The sequence below is a fragment of the uncultured Chitinibacter sp. genome, assembly GCF_945957625.1.
Taxonomy (GTDB): domain Bacteria; phylum Pseudomonadota; class Gammaproteobacteria; order Burkholderiales; family Chitinibacteraceae; genus Chitinibacter; species Chitinibacter tainanensis.
The window spans coordinates 31,543-48,204 of record NZ_CAMFLP010000013.1; the positions used below are offsets into that span (position 1 = coordinate 31,543).

At 57.7% G+C, this 16,662-nt stretch carries 13 protein-coding genes; 8 read left to right on the plus strand and 5 right to left on the minus strand.

Translation table 11 applies throughout. The annotated features are described in order from the left end of the window. Positions 1-31: 31 nt before the first annotated feature. Positions 32-1,276 (minus strand): ABC transporter substrate-binding protein, encoded by a 1,245-nt coding sequence (locus tag QV747_RS13685; RefSeq protein WP_028449930.1) that lies wholly within the window; start codon positions 1,274-1,276, stop codon positions 32-34. A 377-nt stretch (positions 1,277-1,653) separates the two neighbouring features. Between QV747_RS13685 and QV747_RS13690 the strand changes: the two genes are divergently transcribed. From QV747_RS13690 to QV747_RS13720, 7 genes are all read left to right on the plus strand, one after another. After that, on the plus strand, positions 1,654-2,946 hold the full coding sequence (locus QV747_RS13690; RefSeq protein ID WP_231550484.1) for an ABC transporter substrate-binding protein: 1,293 nt from the start codon (positions 1,654-1,656) through the stop codon (positions 2,944-2,946). Beyond that, complete coding sequence (locus QV747_RS13695; protein ID WP_028449929.1) at positions 2,918-3,637, plus strand: response regulator; 720 nt, start codon at positions 2,918-2,920, stop codon at positions 3,635-3,637. Before QV747_RS13690 ends, QV747_RS13695 begins: the two co-directional genes overlap by 29 nt. Then, on the plus strand, positions 3,630-5,177 hold the full coding sequence (locus tag QV747_RS13700) for an ATP-binding protein (RefSeq protein WP_028449928.1): 1,548 nt from the start codon (positions 3,630-3,632) through the stop codon (positions 5,175-5,177). The genes QV747_RS13695 and QV747_RS13700 overlap by 8 nt, the downstream gene beginning before the upstream one ends. A gap of 177 nt (positions 5,178-5,354) precedes the next feature. Further along, positions 5,355-6,149, plus strand: a complete 795-nt coding sequence (locus tag QV747_RS13705; RefSeq protein ID WP_273429962.1) for a phytanoyl-CoA dioxygenase family protein — start codon at positions 5,355-5,357, stop codon at positions 6,147-6,149. A 76-nt stretch (positions 6,150-6,225) separates the two neighbouring features. Then, positions 6,226-7,257 carry a GGDEF domain-containing protein gene (locus QV747_RS13710; RefSeq protein ID WP_051258910.1) on the plus strand — a complete coding sequence of 344 codons (1,032 nt, stop codon included), beginning with the start codon at positions 6,226-6,228 and terminating at the stop codon, positions 7,255-7,257. A gap of 100 nt (positions 7,258-7,357) precedes the next feature. Then, on the plus strand, positions 7,358-9,706 hold the full coding sequence (locus tag QV747_RS13715) for a glycosyl hydrolase family 18 protein (RefSeq protein ID WP_273429963.1): 2,349 nt from the start codon (positions 7,358-7,360) through the stop codon (positions 9,704-9,706). Positions 9,707-9,733: 27 nt separating this feature from the next. Further along, positions 9,734-9,949, plus strand: a complete 216-nt coding sequence (locus QV747_RS13720) for a hypothetical protein (RefSeq protein WP_273429965.1) — start codon at positions 9,734-9,736, stop codon at positions 9,947-9,949. Positions 9,950-10,012: 63 nt separating this feature from the next. Here QV747_RS13720 and QV747_RS13725 read toward each other — a convergent pair whose 3' ends face one another. The 4 genes from QV747_RS13725 to QV747_RS13740 form a co-directional block, all read right to left on the minus strand. Beyond that, the gene (locus QV747_RS13725) at positions 10,013-10,441 is read right to left on the minus strand and encodes a YkgJ family cysteine cluster protein (RefSeq protein ID WP_034619468.1); all 429 of its coding nucleotides are present in this window, start codon (positions 10,439-10,441) and stop codon (positions 10,013-10,015) included. 170 nt (positions 10,442-10,611) lie between these two features. Continuing rightward, the gene (locus QV747_RS13730; protein WP_273429967.1) at positions 10,612-12,831 is read right to left on the minus strand and encodes a carbohydrate-binding protein; all 2,220 of its coding nucleotides are present in this window, start codon (positions 12,829-12,831) and stop codon (positions 10,612-10,614) included. Between the two features lie 119 nt (positions 12,832-12,950). Then, on the minus strand, positions 12,951-14,000 hold the full coding sequence (locus QV747_RS13735) for a polysaccharide deacetylase family protein (protein ID WP_273429968.1): 1,050 nt from the start codon (positions 13,998-14,000) through the stop codon (positions 12,951-12,953). Between the two features lie 198 nt (positions 14,001-14,198). Beyond that, positions 14,199-15,416 carry an MFS transporter gene (locus QV747_RS13740; protein WP_273429970.1) on the minus strand — a complete coding sequence of 406 codons (1,218 nt, stop codon included), beginning with the start codon at positions 15,414-15,416 and terminating at the stop codon, positions 14,199-14,201. Positions 15,417-15,624: 208 nt separating this feature from the next. Here QV747_RS13740 and QV747_RS13745 point away from each other — a divergent pair, with 208 nt between their 5' ends. Then, a complete protein-coding gene (locus QV747_RS13745) occupies positions 15,625-16,548 on the plus strand; it encodes a hypothetical protein (RefSeq protein ID WP_273429972.1) in 924 nt (307 codons plus the stop codon). Positions 16,549-16,662: the final 114 nt, after the last annotated feature.

Below are 16,662 nucleotides of genomic sequence, written 5' to 3' on the forward strand. Positions count from 1 at the left end.
TGCAGTGCTATACCCAGCAGGGGTTTCCTGCTTATTTCTGCTGCGGTTTATACCATTTGGCAAAACCAGTCTGGATTTTGGCCGCAGCGTCTTTCGGCGCCATTTTGCCGTTCAAGACTTGCGAGCTCACATTCCACAGCTCGTTTTCCATCGCTGGCTCGCCACGATTCATAATCTGCGCGTTCAGGCGGATGGTGGAGCCGCAAGTTTTGCGCCAATCGATCATTTGCTTGGCGACGGGGTCTTTCACGCTAATCAGGTGGTTCGACAGCGAGAAGAAGCCGGTGACTTTATTGGTGTAGAGATCTGCAAACTCTTGCGAGCCGAGCCATGCGAGGAATTTATATGCGTCGGCTTTGTTTTTGCCTTTCGGATTTACGCCCATACCGATGTCGGTGTGATCCGAAATTTGGCATTTGTCGCCCGCTTTGGCCACTGGCGGCGGGAAGGCGCCGAAATCCAGACCTTGCTGGTTGAAGTAGGCGATATCCCATGAGCCGGCTGGGTAGATGCCGGCTTTGCCCATGGCGAACAAGTTCTGGCTATCGGCATAAGTTTGGGCTGACGCGCCTTTACTCAGATACGGGCCCCATTTGGCCATCTGATCCCACGCCGCCACAAATTGTGGGTCGGTGAATTTGGCTTTGCCGGCGATCAGCGCTTTACGGCCTTCTTCGCCTTTCCAGTAGTTGGCACCAATACTGGTGAACACGATCTGGTTGGATTCCCATTGATCGGCAGTCCCCAGCGCCAGTGGCACTTTGCCGGCTTTTTTCAGGGCTTCCAGCGTAGCGAAGAATTCAGCCTGGGTTTTTGGCTCTTTCAGATTCAGGTCTTTGAAGATCTTCTTGTTGTAGAAGAAACCGTGAATCACCGAGGCCATCGGCATACAGTAAGTGTCTTTGCCGTCATCGGTTTGCCACGCCACTTTGGCTGACGCTGGGAAGTTTTCCATGCCGGCTTTGCCGTCGAGTTTTTCCAGCTGGCCTTGTTTAAACAGCGTCAGCGATTTATCAAACGGGCGGCAGGTGATCAGATCGCCTGCGGTGCCGCCGGTGAGGCGGGCGGTCAGTGATGAATCGTATTCGGTCGGGGCGGTTGGGGCGAATTTAACCTGAATGCCGGGGTTTTTCTTTTGGAAAGCCGGGATCAAAACGTCTTCCCACAGCGCCTTGTCATCCACCCGCCAAGATTCGATGGTGACAGTGCCGGCTTGCGCCAGCGTGCTGGCCAGTAAAAGGCTGCCCAGCAGCAGTTTTGTGCTTGCATGTTGCATGTTCGATATATCCTCAGTGCGCGCCGTTGTTATGAAGGTGGCGCTTTGGTTGCCGTGATCTGTTGCCACGGTGTCGGCAAAGTAGCACGGCGATTTTTGTGACACGAATACAGGCTGATGAAACCGTGTCGAATTGGCTATGTATTTGATATTGAACAATTTAATTGAAAGTCGGGGCGTAATCTTTTCCTGCGGCTGTTACAGATATTAACGAAAGCCCGCATCGCGACCGGCAGCAAACTCAGCAAAAATAAGCATTGGAATGAAATGCTTGGCGCACGAGTGTGTTAGGGTTTAGCAAGAGTCTGTGATCTTTTATTACAATTTTGTCGTCTTGCTTACGATATAGTTTGGCCGCTGGGTGGGGTATACAACAGGTGTTTGAATACAAAGCAAAAATCTTGGCCTTGGGCTTGCTGCTGAGTTTGCCGCTGCAAGCTGCCGAATCGCTGGACGTGTTGCACTGGTGGACTTCGGCCAGTGAGCGTGCGGCCGCCCGGTTTTTGCAACAGCGCCTCGCCGATGAGCGCATAGACTGGCATGACGCAGCGATTCCCGGTGGTGGTGGCATTGGCGCGATGCGGGTATTGAAAAGCCGTGTGCTGGCCGGCAAGCAGCCCGCCGTGGCGCAGCTGATTGGCCCGGCGATTGCCGAGTGGGCTGATTTGGGGCTGATCTTAGAGCTAGATACCGTGGCTCGCTATCAGGGCTGGAGCAAGGCGCTGAGCCCCACGGTGTATCAGCTTTTGCAGCACCGCGAGCATGTGGTGGCTGCCCCGCTGGGCGTGCATCGCATCAATAATCTGTATTACAACGCGAAACTGTTTCGCAAGCTCGGCATTGCCGAGCCGCACAGCAGCGAAGATCTGAAACGCGCGGCGCTGCGGCTGGCCGCTGCCGATGTGGTGCCCTTTGGCCAGAGCAGCGAGCCCTGGCAAGTGGCGACTTTATTTGAAACGCTGGTGCTGGCCGAGGGCGGGCCGGCGTTTTACCGTGAGCTATTTGTAAAGCGTAATCCGCAAGCCTATCTGGATGTGCGCTTTGCGAATGCCTTGCAGCGCTTGCGGCAGATCCGTGCGCATGGCGGCAAAACCCCGCGTGAGCAAAGCTGGACCGAGATCGCGCAACAACTTGCTAATGGCCAGGTGGGCATGGTGATTATGGGCGATTGGTTTAAAGGCGAATTGCAGGCGCTGGGCAAAAAGCTGGATACGGATTTTGTCTGTACCACCTTGCCGGGTACGGCCAATTGGCATTTGTATAGTGTGGATACGCTGGTGATGTTTGCGGGTGATTATTCGCAGCAGCAAACGCAGGAAAAAATGGCACAGGCGCTGCTAAGCCCGCCGGTGCAGCATGGCTATAACCGGCTGAAAGGCTCGGTGACGGTGCGGCGTGATTTGTCACGGGCCGAGCAAGGCCAGCTTGATCGCTGTGCGCTCAATTCATGGCAGACCTTTAATCGCGGTAGTGCGGTGCAGGCTCCTAGCCTTGTGCACCGGATGGCCAGTGATGAAAAATTTAAAGACGCCGTGGTGGCGCAAGTGCATAAGTTTTATCTGGATGATGGCCTGAGTGTGGCCGACAACCAGCAAAGAATGGCCGCCATGGTGCGGGCGCTGAATATTCAGGAGAACAATAATGACGACCCGAAAAATCCTGATCGTTGATGATGACCAGAAAACCCGGATGCTGCTCAAAGCTTATCTGGAGCGCAACCAATATGATGTGCGGCTGGCGCACGATGGCGAGAGTTTTTATCAGGAATTCGAGCGTTATCGCGATGAGCTGAGTCTGGTGATTCTGGATGTGATGCTGCCCGATACCGATGGTTTTGCGCTGTGCCAGTTTGTGCGCAAACAGTGCAATGTGCCGATCATTATGCTGACCGCCAGCTCGGATGACACCGACCGCATTGTGGGCTTGGAGCTGGGCGCCGATGATTACATTGCCAAACCGTATAACCCGCGCGAATTGCTGGCGCGGATCAAGGCCATTCACCGCCGCGCGGGGCTCGACGCCGTCAGTACCGGTGGGCGCTTTTATCGGTTTGTCGGCTTTACCCTTGATACCGTCGAGCGCACTTTGCAGTCGCCCAGCGGCGATCTGGTGAAGCTTACCGGGCTGGATTTTCAGCTGTTGAAGTTTTTCCTTGAGCATCCGGGCGAGATTTTGGATCGCAGCCAGCTGGCTGAAGAAACCCGTGGCCGCGATATTGGTCCGCTGGATCGCTCGCTGGATGTGCAGGTTAGCCGCCTGCGCCAGCGCCTCTCCGACAATGGCAAACAGCCTAGCCTGATTAAAACCGTGCGTGGTGCGGGCTATGTGCTTTCGGCCGAGGTGAGCCAGAGTAATGCCTGATTCCCGCGCCCGGCCGGCTCCACCGGCCGAAGTGAGTGAAGCGCCAGCGCCCGGCTTCTGGCTGCGCTTGCAGCGGCGCTGGGGCTCCCGCGCGCCACGCTGGTTTGAGCGGCTGTTGCCCGCGAGCCTGTTAGCGCGCTTTTTGCTGGTGATGACTCTGGGCGTGCTGGCCTCACAAATCTTGGGCAATCTGATCTGGGCAAACTATCTGCAGGCCAAATCCGAGCAGGAAGTCGGGCAGGCGGCGTTGCAGGTGTCTTCGGGCGCGGCCAGCGCGATTCAGTATTTCCAGAGCCTACCGCTCACCTACCGGCATCTGGTGATTGAGCAGATGCGCGAAATCGGCGGTACGCGGTTTTTTATTAGCACCAATAATTCGGCGATTGATTTTCAAAGTATTGGCCCGCAGCCCATGGCCGATTTGGTCACGCAGAAAATCCACGCCGATTTTGCTGCCCGCCTGCCGCAGCTATTGGGGCTGGATGTGCAGTTTGCCTGGCCAGATGATCTGGTGGTGAATAAATCCGGCACCCATATGCTGGAGCTACCTGATCACTGGATTCGCAATACCATCCTCACCCAGCCACGCCCAGCGCCGGTGCTGGTGATTCAGGCGCAGATCGAGCCCGGACAATGGCTGTATCTGGCCACGTTGATGCCCGATCCGTTTTTTCTGGATAACAGTAATCCCTTGCCGCCTGAGCGCTGGCTGCTGCAGTTTGTCACGCTGTGTACCGTATTACTGTTGAGCTGGGTGGTGGTGCGCTGGATTACCGGCCCGCTGGCGGCACTCTCCAATGCTGCTGAGGCCTTTGGCCGGGGCGAATCGCCGGTGTTGCCCGAGGCCGGCAGTATTGAATTCGTGCGCACGGCGCAGGCGTTTGCCGCCATGCGCGAGCGGATTGTGCGCTACCTAGAAGATCGGGAAAAACTCTTTTCGGCGATTAGCCACGATTTGCGCACGCCCATCACCCGCCTGAAATTACGCACCGAGATGCTGGATGATGAAGCCACCCGCGCCGAGTTTCACGAAGATCTCGATGAGCTCGATATGATGGTGAAAGGCGCGCTGCAAAGCGTAAAAGACAGCGATATTCACGAAAACCACACTGCGATCAGCCTTGATGCCATGCTGGGGCGGATGGTGCGTGATGCGCGGCTGGCTGGGCATGAAGTGGCATTTAGTCGCAGCGGCCTGCGGGTGAAAGGCAAGCCGTTGGCGCTGAAACGTGCGATTGGCAATCTCTTGGATAATGCGCTGTATTACGGCCAGCGCGCCGAAGTGAAAGTGCTGGAAGGCGTGGGCAAGCGGGTGATTATCATCCGCGATCATGGCCCGGGGGTGCCGGAAGAATCGCTGAAAACGCTGTTTGATCCCTATGTGCGGCTGGAGCACGGCCGGCAGCGCAATAGCCATGGTCACGGGCTGGGGCTGGGCATCGCGCGCAATATCATTCAGGCCCATGGCGGTGAGCTTAGCCTGGAAAACCATCCCGATGGTGGCTTGCAAGCCATTGTGACTCTGCCTGCCGTGCTTTAAGCGGGTATATGCCACGGTGCTAGGTAAATAAATCGTTTTTGCGCTATACGGTGGGTGGGTATTTGAGACCTGCTGCAGTGCGTGCCGGCTGTATTGCCCCGCACTTGCGGCAAGTGCGCATGGGCGTCGCCCCAGCATTGCAGTACAATTACTGCCCGATATCTGGATGGACTGACCGTGGGTATTTCCTCTTTCAGCGATTTTAGCCAGCCTGCGGCAATTGCCGCCGACTTTGCCCGCGATGGGGTGGTGATTTTGCGGGGTTTTCTCGCCGCCGAACGCGTGACGGCCATTCGCGCCGAGGCGATGCACCAGCTGGATTTGCGTCTGCCGCCGCTAGAGCTGGAAGCCGAGCTGGGCTACCCCGGAGCGCCCAGCTCCACCCAGGCCGAGGGGGGGGCGACCATTCGCCGCTTGCGTGAAATGGCCGCGCGCCATCCGCTGTTTCATACCTGGGCGGGCGAGCCTGCGCTGTTGGCGCTGTTACGTCTGCTGCTGGGTAGTGCGGACATCACCCTGACGCAGGCGCATCATAATAGCCTGATGACCAAACAGCCTAGTTTTAGCAGTGATACGCTGTGGCACCGCGATGTGCGTTACTGGCGCTTTAGCCGCCCCGAGTTGGTATCAAGCTGGCTTGCGCTGGGCGAGGAATCGCCGCGCAATGGCGGCTTGGGCTTTATTCCCGGCTCGCACCGGGTGGATTTCCCCGAAGCGGCCTTTGATGCCAAGGAATTTTTGCAGGCCAGCCACCCCGAGGCCGCCCCATGGATCGCGCGGGCCGAGTTTCCAACGCTGGCCGCTGGCGATGTGGTGCTCTTTGATGCGCGCACTTTCCATGCCGCTAGCCGCAATACCACCACGCACACCAAGTATTCGCTGGTCTTTAGCTACCACGCCCGCGATAACTTGCCACTGGCCGGTTCGCGTTCGGCCAGCCTGCCCGGGATTGACTGGCCGAGCGGCTGCTAAATCGGCCGGCGGGCTTGGGGTTGCCCGCGGGCTGGTCTAGATTGGAAGCTCTGTTCCTTTCGCACGCCTGTCAGCCATGAATTTGCAGAAAAACCCGCACGATTTTATCTATTCACTGGCTGAATTTACCGGCCTGATCGACCGCGATGATCTGGCTGTGAGCTTGTGTCTGACAATTTTCGAGATGCTGCCATCCAGCTCGCTGCGCTTTTACCGCACCATGCAGGGCACCGGTAAGCAGCGGCTGGGCTTGCTGGTGGAATTCGACGAAAACGGCATCCGTCAGCATTCGCTGGAGCAAACCACAGCGAAAGCGGGGGAGGCGGAGGTAGATCCGCTGCTGCACGGCGCGCTGGTGTCTGAAAGCTCTCTACAGGTCGATGCCAATGGCAATCGGGTGATTTTGGGCCTGCATCGGCAGCAGTCGGTGTATGCGCTGCTGGACATGCGGCTCAATAAAGGCTTGGTGCCGGCGGATTTTCGCTTATTGCAGGGTATGGCGCGGATTTATGAAAACCACATCGCGCTGCTGGATTACGGTGAAACCGATACCCTCACCGGCCTGCTGAATCGCAAAACGCTGGAGCGGCAGTTTTTCAAAATCGTCACTGCGCTGCAAAACCTGCCGGGCGTGCATCCTTTGCAAAATGGCCGCCGGCAAGAGCAGGGGGTGGGGCATTATTTTCTGGTGGTGCTCGATATTGATCACTTCAAGCGCATTAACGATCGGCTCGGGCATTTGTATGGCGATGAGGTCTTGCTGCTGATCGCCCAGCTGATGCGCTCCTGTTTTCGCGCCAACGATCGCTTATTCCGCTTTGGCGGGGAAGAGTTTGTGGTGATTCTGGGGCCGCAAACCCGGGAAGGGGCGGTGCAGGCGCTCGAGCGCTTTCGCAAAAAAGTCGAAAAACACAGCTTTCCGCAAATCGATCAGCTCACCATCAGTGGTGGCGTCACCGATATTCGCCCGTATGAAGTCTTGAGCATGACCTTAGGCCGTGCCGATCAGGCGCTGTATCAGGCCAAAGACAGTGGCCGCAATCAGATCGTGTTTTTCGATACCCTGCCTCAGCAGGAAGTCGCCAGCGGCAGCGACGAGCTATTTTAACTGCGGCATTCGCGCCGCAAGGTGGCCTTGGCACAGCGGTGCCGGCCATCGCCTCTGGTAAGCTGCTGCCCAAAGCGCCACAGAGCGCGATGGAGACGAAATGCGCTTACCTGTTTTCTGCTGGGCTTGGCTCTGCGGTTTGCTCATGGCGACCGCCAGTGCCGGCCAGCTCACTGCCTATTATCCCTACTGGGTGAGTTACGCCCAGACCCGCCCCTTAGCCGATTTACCCCTTGCGAGGCTGAATCAGCTCACCTACGCCTTTGCGCGCTTTACCCCGCAAGGGGAGCTGATCGCAGGGGATAATTTTGCCGATCTCACCAAACCCTATACGCTGGCTGATGGGCGCATGTTGCGTGGCAATTTTGCGCTGTTACGCGAGCAAAAACGCCTGTATCCGCGGCTGAAAACCGTGTTGGCTGTGGGTGGCTGGAATTATTCGGCGCAGATCTCTACCGCCTTACAGCCCGCGCAGCAGGCGCGCGCAGTGCGCTCGACCCTGGCGCTACTGGCGGCGCAAGGTTTTGACGGCATCGAAATCGACTGGCGCTATCCGGTGGCGGGCGGCAAGGCCGGCAATGCGGTTGATGCCGCCGATGGTGAGCACCTGCTGGCGTTTGTGAGTGCGCTGCGGCGTGCTCAGCCCGGGCTGCGGATTGGTCTGGCAATTGGTACCCAGCCGTATCAATGGCAAGGCCTGCGTTGGGCCGAGCTCGCGGCACAGGTGGATTACTTTATGCTGATCGCCACTGATTTTGTCGGCGCCTGGTCAGGGCAAACGGGGCATAAATCACCACTGTATGCGCCACCAGGGCAGGTATCTATTGCTTCTGCGGTCGATACGGTATTGGGGTATGGTGTAAAGCCTGCGCAGCTGAGCGTACTGATCCCCACGCAGGGCATTAGTTTTAATGCCGTGCCACCGATGTCACAGGGGCTGGGGCAGCCGCATGGCGGCGTCAGTATGGGCTCGTGGGATAATGAGCAAACTGGGGCCACCGGCGTGTTTGGCCAAGATGAGCTGGCCGCCTTGCGGCAGGATGGCGATTTTGTAGAGCATTGGGATCCGCTGGCCAAGGCCACCACTTTTTACAGCGCCAGCAAACGGCAGTTTATCAGCGTAGAAAGCCAACCGGCGCTGGCGGCCAAGCTGGATTTTGCCCGCGCGCGCGGCTTGCGCGGGATTGCGCTGTGGGAGCTCACTAGCGACGCGGCCGATTACCGGCTGCTACGGCAAATCGAACACGATGCCGCGCCATGGCAGTGCCGCTGGCATGATCTGCAATACTGGTGGCGGCATCACCCGGCCTGGGTGGAATTGCTCTTGGGCTGTATCCTGGCTGCGCAGCTGGCGCTTATGCTGCAGTGGTGGTGGCGTCGCAAGCAGCGCGCACAACTGCTGGCGCAGGAAGTCGCGCAAATCACGCAGTTGCGGCTACAGCTGAGCGAGTTGCCGATTCAGCTGCTGACTTTGGCCGAGCTGGCCGAGCAGGGTGGCCCGGCGCAACAGCCGTGGGTGCGGCGTAGCCGCCAGCTGGCCTGGCAGTTGCAGCCCTTGCTGCCGGCTCCGCCGCGCCCAGCGCTCGCTACGCCGGCTGTGGCGGTAGAGAGTGTGCCAGAGCCCGAGTCGGCAGTCGCTGAAGAGCCAGGTGAGCCTAGTACGCCCGCGGTGTTAGCAAATGAGTTGGCTGCCGCCGAACTGAGCGAAGCCACGCTCGGCGATGCCCCTCAGGCCACTTCCCTCGCCCAAGCCATGGCCAGCCCTAGCGCAAAACCTGCCGCCAGCGCCGCGCAGCGCTTGCAGCGGCTGACCGAGTTGGGGCGGCAATTGGGAGAGCAGCGCAGCTTGGAAAAAATGCTGGAAATCACGCTGGGCTTTCTGGCTACCGAACCACTGGTGCGCCACAGCAGTGTGCTAGATCTGGATGCCGATGAGGCGAGCCCCAGCCCGCGTGAGCTGGGCGTGGCCGCGCAGCGCATGAGCCAGCCGCTGGATGATTATGTCCTGCAGCTTGAGTTCACCGCCCCACTGGATGAAGACGACGCGGCGTATTTTCAAAGCCTGTTGCAGCAGCTACAGATTGTGCGGCGGCAATTGTATGAACTGGGGCGTCAGCCGCAGCTCTTAAGCGAGGTGTATGAGATCGCGTCGCGGCGGGATAAGCTCTTATTTATCCGCGCCGACAAGGGTTACAGCGCGATTCATGCCAGTGATCTCGTCGCACCTTTGTATATTACTTTACGTTTACGGGCGATTCGGCTTTACTTTGAAGAGAGCCTGCTGGTGCAAGTGCACCGCTCCTATCTGGTTAATCCGCGCAAGGTAACCGGGATGAGCAAGCGGGGGCGGGAGCATTGGTCGGTGCTGCTGGGCGAGACGGCGATTCCGGTGGCCCGTTCGATGGTGCCCCGGCTGCGGGAACAATTTCCCCATTGGTTTACCGAATAACAACAAGCATCGCAAGGAGCTGAAATCATGACGGTGAGTCTGGCGCAACTGGATGAACTACTACAACAAGTTCAGGCACCGCACCCGTTTAAAGCCTATGTCGCAGCCACCAAGCTGGAGCAACTTCGACCGGAAATGGATGATGCCCAATTGGCGGCGTATGAAGCGGCTTTGCTGGCGGCCGCGGTGGTGCGCGAGGCGCCCGCCGCTGGTAGCGAGGGTAATTCTGCTATGAGTGCATAGGGGTATGGCTGGCTAGCCCTTATTAATAAAGACTCTCGCAGTAATACCCAAGCGGTCAAGTGCTTAGCACTTGGCCGTTTCGCGTTTCTGGTTATACGCGCAATATCCGGGGCGCGGCCCGACTTGCGGATGTTTGCGACAGGTATTGGGGCGGTTTTCGTAGATGGTGCAGCGGCGGCTGCGCTCATCCAGATAAATACAGTCGTGATTGGCCCGGCGCGCCAGCGTGTAGATTTCGTTTTTGAAATTGAAATGCTCGATGATGCGCGCCTTCATCAGCCGTTTGGCGATGTTTTTCGCCGGCTCTACCGCATCAAATTCATCCACCACACCCATGCGGATCAGATCAACGATTTTGACTTCCACCGGCATGGTGCAGCAGCTGCCGACGCAGTCGTCACATAAGCCGTTGTAATACTTCACCCAAGTCTCGGTGCGATCGAGATCGGTGATGGTGATGATATTGCGTTTCTTCAGATTTACCACGTCCATCCTGCTTCGCGTGTTCTAGCGCCGGGGTGGCGCGCACGTCTTGGTCGAATCAGCCGCGAAGAGTAGCACAGGGTGATGACAGAAAAAAATCCCCGTACGCCGGATGGCAGTACGGGGGCAAGCTCAAGCAGAGTATCTGACCCGAGCGGGGAAAAGATGTAGTGCGACGTTTACTGGCTGTCGCCCAGCGTGATAGCGCCGGCCAGTGGGTGCGCCGTCACCAGCCAGCTACCGGCCGGGCCGGCCTTCACTGCCAAGGCCTGACCGCCTTGCGTGGCTTGCAGCGAGCCACGCAGATTGGCGACCGTCAGCTGCAGAGTCACTGGGGTGGCATATTTCTGGCATTCGGCACTGGTGTTAAAGCCAACGGTGCGATTGCCCACTACCGCAGGTATGACCAAGCTACATTTTTCGCGGGCGTAGCGATATTTGATCACATTCGATGGGGTATCCATCCACAGCTCGCCACTATCGACTTTAGCCTTGGCGTAATCGAGGTGAGCTAGATAGCGATTGAGCGGAATGGTCTCCCAGTAGCCGGTATCGACACCATGCGCGGTACGCGTCGCCCAGCCGCCTTGGCTGATGGCCGCATCAATGTGCAGATTGAGAATCTCGCTGCCCATTGGATAGAGCGACCATTTGCCATCGGCGGTAAACAAGTCCCATTTCACGCGGTATGGATTATCAAAGTTGGCTGGATTCACCCCGGCTGGCATGGTGGTGTAATCCACCGCATTGTTCGGGCCAGAGCCATCGACCAGATGCGTCGCGCGGCCGCCAATAAAGTTGGGCTGCGCTTTCAGGAAGTCGATCGCTTTGGTCGATGCCACATCACCCGGCCAGATAAAGTAGCTAGCTTGATAGCCATCCAGTTTGGCCGCGATATCGGCCGTTGCACCGTTGATTTCGGTTTCCAGGCTGGCATCCGGAATATACGGGTTCGGATGATTGCGGCTGTGGCTTACAATTTCATGGCCATTGGCGATAAAGGTTTTCGCCGCCGCCCAGTGTTGCTCTGAGCAGCTGCCGGTGATCATGCCAAAACCGGCGACCAGACCGCGTTTTTTCAGCTCTGGATCCATGATTTTGATATATGGATCGGTGCCGTAATACATCGAGCAATAATCATCATGCACCAGTGAATACGCGCCTTTGGCGCCGTTTTTCCAGGTGCTAATGGCCGCGGCCGTCAGGCTGAGATTGCCTGCTGGTGTGGTGCTTGGCGTGGCTGTTGGCGTAGCGCTTGGTGACGCACTCACCGTTGGGGTTGGTGTTGCGGTGATCACGGGTGTCGGGCTTGGCGTTGCATTACCAATCACACCCAGATCTTTCCATGGTCCCCACGGATCGTTGGCATTCGGCGTCTGGCCCTGTGTCCACCATTTGGCTTCAAAGGCGCGGCCGTTGTAGCTCACCCGCTGACCACTGGTGTAGGCCGTTGCGGCATTCCAGTTTGCATAGGTGGCGATTGGGGTGGGGCTCGGCGTGGCCAGCACATCACGTGGAATGGTCACGGTGATGCTGGCGGAGCGGGTTTGCAGGCCAAGATTATCGGTGGCCACAGCATACATCACTTTTTTGCCGCCGCTTGACCAGCATGCCACGTCATTGGTGGCAGTTAGTTCGTATGGTGCACTGGTTTTAGTCCCGACGAGGGCGTTGTCAATATAAAACTCAACTTTAGCAACGCTGCCATCGCTATCACTGGCCTCTGCCTTGAGCTGGAATGGGCTTTGGCATGCTGCCTGAGCGGCCGTACTAAAACTGATGGTTGGCGCTTGGTTAACCGGCGGTGTGCTTGGGGTGGGTGATGGCGTTAAGGATGGGCAAGGCGCGGGCAAGGCATTGCTTGGCGCCCACACGGTACGGTCGTAGCTGATGGTGCCATTGCCGTTGTCGCGTGGCTGATTGGCTGCTGTACTTAAATGCGCCTGCTGTGCAGTAAAGACCAGAAACGGTACGCTAGTACTGCTCACGGCGACAATCGCGCCGCTGGCATAGTTCTGGTTACTTTGCCAGCTGGCATAGTTAGCGCTGCCACAGGGTTTAATGCCATTGGGTACCTGGCTGGCCGTTAGTGTTACCACATTGCTGCTAGGGGTAGGGCTCGGGGTGGGCGTTGGGCCTACGCCGATTAATTTCCACGGCCCCCATTCACCGGCCTCGGCTGGATTATTGCCTTGCGTCCACCAGCGGGCTTCGTAGATTTGGCTGTTATAAATAACGCGCTGGCCGCCGTTATACACGGCAGCACTATCCCAGCTTGGGTAGCTCGGCGTCGCAGTAGGGCTTGGCGTGGGCGTTGTGGCCTGAGCCGGATTCAACACCAGACCAGCGCTGGTGAGTAATGCGAACACCAGGGCGTGGCCCATGTTCTTGGCTTGCATAATCTCCATCCTCTTTCTAGTTAGGTGAGTTGCCCGCTACCGGAACCGGCACAACTCGTCACGCTTCTTGGGGTATTGCCCGGTAAGTCTTTTATTTATTATTGTTGAGGCTTATACCTCTATTGGATGCGCACATCGCCCTTGGTCGGGTCGAGCAAAATACGGTATTGGCCGTTGGCGAGTTTCTGGCTGGCCAGCGCTTGGCCCTGCTGGCTAAATTGGCCTTGCCAGTCGGCATCGGGGGTGAGATCGACAGTCAGCGCGGTGTGATAGCGCTGGCAATCGGGGCCGCTGGCATCCACCTTGATCTGCTTACCTTGTAATTGCAGATCACATTGCTGGCGGCTGATGGCATAGCGCAGCACGGCGGTGGGCGGGGCGACCCACAGCTCGCCCGCTTTGACTTTGGCGGCAAGAAAATCAGCGTATTCGGTGTATTGGGCCAGCGGCACGCTTTCAAACGAGCCATCGGCCACGCCATGCATGGTGCGATAGCTCCAGCTGCCGCTCTCGAGCGCGGCCTGCGCATGCTGGATCAACATATTGCCGTTGGCCGGTTTGTAGCGCGACCATTTGCCATCGCGCCAGTACATATCCCACTTCACAAACAGTGGGTCGATTTCATCGACGGCATTCAGGCCGGCATTGCTACCATCGTAGAGGTGTTTGGCCGCTCTGAGTCCGAGGATTTCCGGCTGGGCCGCGGCAAAGGCTTTGGCTTCGGGCGTGGCCAGATCGCTAGGGAAAGCCACAAACTGCATGGTGTAGCCCAATTTGGCCTGCACCAAGCGTTGGGCTTGGGCGATTTCTTTCAGATTGTCCCACCCCGCGATCGGGGCGAGGCTGCCCGGCTCAAGCATGCCGACGTGGCTGGTGGTGTGATTAAACAATTCGTGTCCGGCTTGTAGCGCTTGTTTGAGCTGCTGCCATTGTGGCTCGTTACATAATCCGGCAATCAAGCCTAGGCTAGCATGTAGGCCGCGGGCTTGTAGCACGGGCAGGGCATGCTGAAAAATCCCGCCGGTATTTCCGCCGCACACATCATCATGGGCAATGGTATGCGCCGCCTTGGCGCCAGCGGGCCAAGGTTGCACTTGCAAGTTGGCAGCCAGCAGCGGCAGCGGGCTCAGAAAGAGTAAAAAACAGGTAATCAGGCGGTGAAACATCATGTGCACTCCAAGCGATGGAGGCATCATGCCTTGCCACGTGACAATTCGGGGTGTGCCTAGCTCACTATTTCACGAATGGCGATGCGGCTTAAAAAAACCTTTTATTTTTAATGGCTTATCTTGTGGTCGTTGCACTGTGCATTCACGAGTTGTGTAGTGAATTTGCGCCAACTACACGACTTGCGACACGGCAAGGGCTTAGTCGGTCTGCCGAATCACCGCCATTTGCCAGCTCAGATACACCATCACCGCGCTCATCAGTAGGCCAAAGGCGGGCATGATCCAGCCAATTGACCAGTGCAGCGACAGCATGCCGGTAACCATCGCATACGATAGCGGGGTGAGCCCCATCGACGCCATGCTGTTCAGGCTCATTACCCGGCCCAGCTTGGCCTTGTCGGAAAACTGCTGAATCAGCGACATCATCGGCACATTATTACCCGCTACGCCCAGCCCGATCAGCAGCTGAATGCCTACCGCCACCCAGACCCAATGCGTGTGAGCCAGCAAGGCGAGCAGCACGCCCTCCAGCGCGATAATCACCGTGATCATCAGCAGCCGCTTGCGTTGTGGCGGATACAGTGTGAGCAAAATCCCGCCCAGCACCATGCCGGCGGCAAAGGCGCTATTCAGAAATGACAAGGTCGCTGGCTGGCCATCGAGGTTTTCGGTGACGATCAGCGGAATACCCAGCGCCAATGGCCCCATAAATAATAAATTGGCAGCGGCATACACCAGCATCAGCGCCCGCAAGACCGGGGTTTGCAGCGCATATTGCACGCCTTCTTTTAGCTCGCTGAGCATCGAATGCCCGGCTTGCACGGCGCGGGGCGTGAAAGGCTCATTAATCAGCCAAATACACAAGGTAGCTAGCAGCAGCGTGGCGCCGGTGAGGGCAAAAATCGTTTCATACGATAGCGCCGCCAGCAAAATGCCGCCTAGCACCGGGCCAAACACCAGCCCCACCTGATTGGTGGTGAGCATGACCGAGTTGGCGCGGGTGAGGTCGTGTTCTGGCACGATAGTGGGGGTGAGTGCATCGCGCGCCGGCCAGAAAAAAGCATCCAGCGCGCCATATAGAAAGGCAAAGCCGGTGAGCGCCCAGATATCCAGCCGCTGCCAATATAGCAGGGCGACCAAACCAAACAGCATTAGCACGCGGCTGGCTAGCGAAATAAAGATAATCCGGCTGCGTGGCATCCGGTCAGCCAGCACGCCGCCGACGGCCATCAGCAACACCCTGGGCACCGAGCCCGCAATCATCACCAGGCCCAGCTGGGCTTTGGCGTCCAGCGTTTTCACCACGTACCAGGTTTCGGCCAGCATGGCCACGGCGAGGGCAAAATTGCTGATGATAGAAGCCAGCCACAACAGCATGAAATTGCGATTGCGCCAAAGTGAGGGAGCGGCAGTCATAAGGCCATCCTTATCCGAATGTTCATCATGATAGGGATATAGCCCGACAATAGAAAGCGCCTTACAAACTCGGGCTGTAATATTTACAGATTGGGCCCCTCCAGGTGTGAGCTGCAGCTGTAGGCGCTCAGCGATGACTACAGTAAGATACGCACAGGCTGTGCAGCTTGATCTGCCAGCGAAAAACAACAACAGGATGGAGAAAATAATGCAACGACTGGTGTTATCGCTATGCCTCGGACTGTGGGCCAGTGGCCTGTGGGCGGGTGAGATTCTGATCAATAGCGCGCTGGAAAAAGGCGACTATGCCTTGGCATTTGCCTCGGCCAAGGCCGATGTGAAATCGGGCCAAGCGACGCCCGCGGTGAAGATGTTGCTGGCTCAGTTTTATATGCACGGCAAAGGCACCGAGAAAAACGTAGCCGCGGCACGTAAATTATTAGAGCCGCTGGCGCGCAGCAATGCCGAAGCGCGGTTTTTGCTGGGCGGGATGCTGAAACAAGAAGCGCTACAAGATTTGCAGGGCGCCAATGGCCGGGTCGATTCGGCGCGCTATGAAGCGCTAGGCAAGCGCAGCCTGAAAGAGCGTGAGAACGAGCGGTATGCCGCTGAACTCATTTATTCATCTGCCTTGCAGGGCTTTACCCCCGCAAAAGAGGTGGTGTGCGCCGATATTAGCAATTCGGTTACGGCGCTGAGTGGAGCCGAGCGGGCCAACTGGTATCGTCAATGTGCCAATCGCGAAGCGTGGGCACGGGCGAGCGAGCTGGGTGAGAGCCTGGCGCCGCTCAATTTACGCCGCGAAGTTATGCGCGATCCGGTGGTGACCGAGGCCTTCCAGCGCTTGGCCACGGCAGCGCAATGCACCAATGAAGACATCAAACCGGTGGATTTTCAAATCAGCCAGCCGCTGAGTGGTGCAGAATATCTGCAACTGAAGCTCAACCCAAGCAAGCCCTACACGCTGATTCGCGGCCAATGGCAGGAAACCTGGACTGGCGAAGCCTGCGGACAACGGCTGTCGCTGCCTATTAACTTCACTGCCGATGGCATGGGCGGGGCGCAGTTTGTGCCGGCGGTGTCAGCCGAGGAGCTCGCCAGCTTGCGCGCGGCGGTCAAACGCAGCGAATAAGTGGTATTGCTGGCCTGCAGCAAGTGGTTTCAGGTATCTCCCTGATGGGAAAATCGCTTATTTGTAGTGCGACTCGGGCATGATTAAAGTGCCCTTGTCGCAACGCAACATAAG

What these genes read in the sequence shown, in the direction of transcription:
- QV747_RS13745 (WP_273429972.1), top strand. Translation starts at nt 15,625, where the DNA reads ATGCAACGACTGGTGTTATCGCTATGCCTCGGACTGTGGGCCAGTGGC.
- QV747_RS13720 (WP_273429965.1), top strand. Translation starts at nt 9,734, where the DNA reads ATGACGGTGAGTCTGGCGCAACTGGATGAACTACTACAACAAGTTCAG.
- QV747_RS13710 (WP_051258910.1), top strand. Translation starts at nt 6,226, where the DNA reads ATGAATTTGCAGAAAAACCCGCACGATTTTATCTATTCACTGGCTGAA.
- QV747_RS13735 (WP_273429968.1), bottom strand. Translation starts at nt 14,000, where the DNA reads ATGATGTTTCACCGCCTGATTACCTGTTTTTTACTCTTTCTGAGCCCG.
- QV747_RS13740 (WP_273429970.1), bottom strand. Translation starts at nt 15,416, where the DNA reads ATGACTGCCGCTCCCTCACTTTGGCGCAATCGCAATTTCATGCTGTTG.
- QV747_RS13685 (WP_028449930.1), bottom strand. Translation starts at nt 1,276, where the DNA reads ATGCAACATGCAAGCACAAAACTGCTGCTGGGCAGCCTTTTACTGGCC.
- QV747_RS13700 (WP_028449928.1), top strand. Translation starts at nt 3,630, where the DNA reads ATGCCTGATTCCCGCGCCCGGCCGGCTCCACCGGCCGAAGTGAGTGAA.
- QV747_RS13715 (WP_273429963.1), top strand. Translation starts at nt 7,358, where the DNA reads ATGCGCTTACCTGTTTTCTGCTGGGCTTGGCTCTGCGGTTTGCTCATG.
- QV747_RS13730 (WP_273429967.1), bottom strand. Translation starts at nt 12,831, where the DNA reads ATGCAAGCCAAGAACATGGGCCACGCCCTGGTGTTCGCATTACTCACC.
- QV747_RS13725 (WP_034619468.1), bottom strand. Translation starts at nt 10,441, where the DNA reads ATGGACGTGGTAAATCTGAAGAAACGCAATATCATCACCATCACCGAT.
- QV747_RS13695 (WP_028449929.1), top strand. Translation starts at nt 2,918, where the DNA reads ATGACGACCCGAAAAATCCTGATCGTTGATGATGACCAGAAAACCCGG.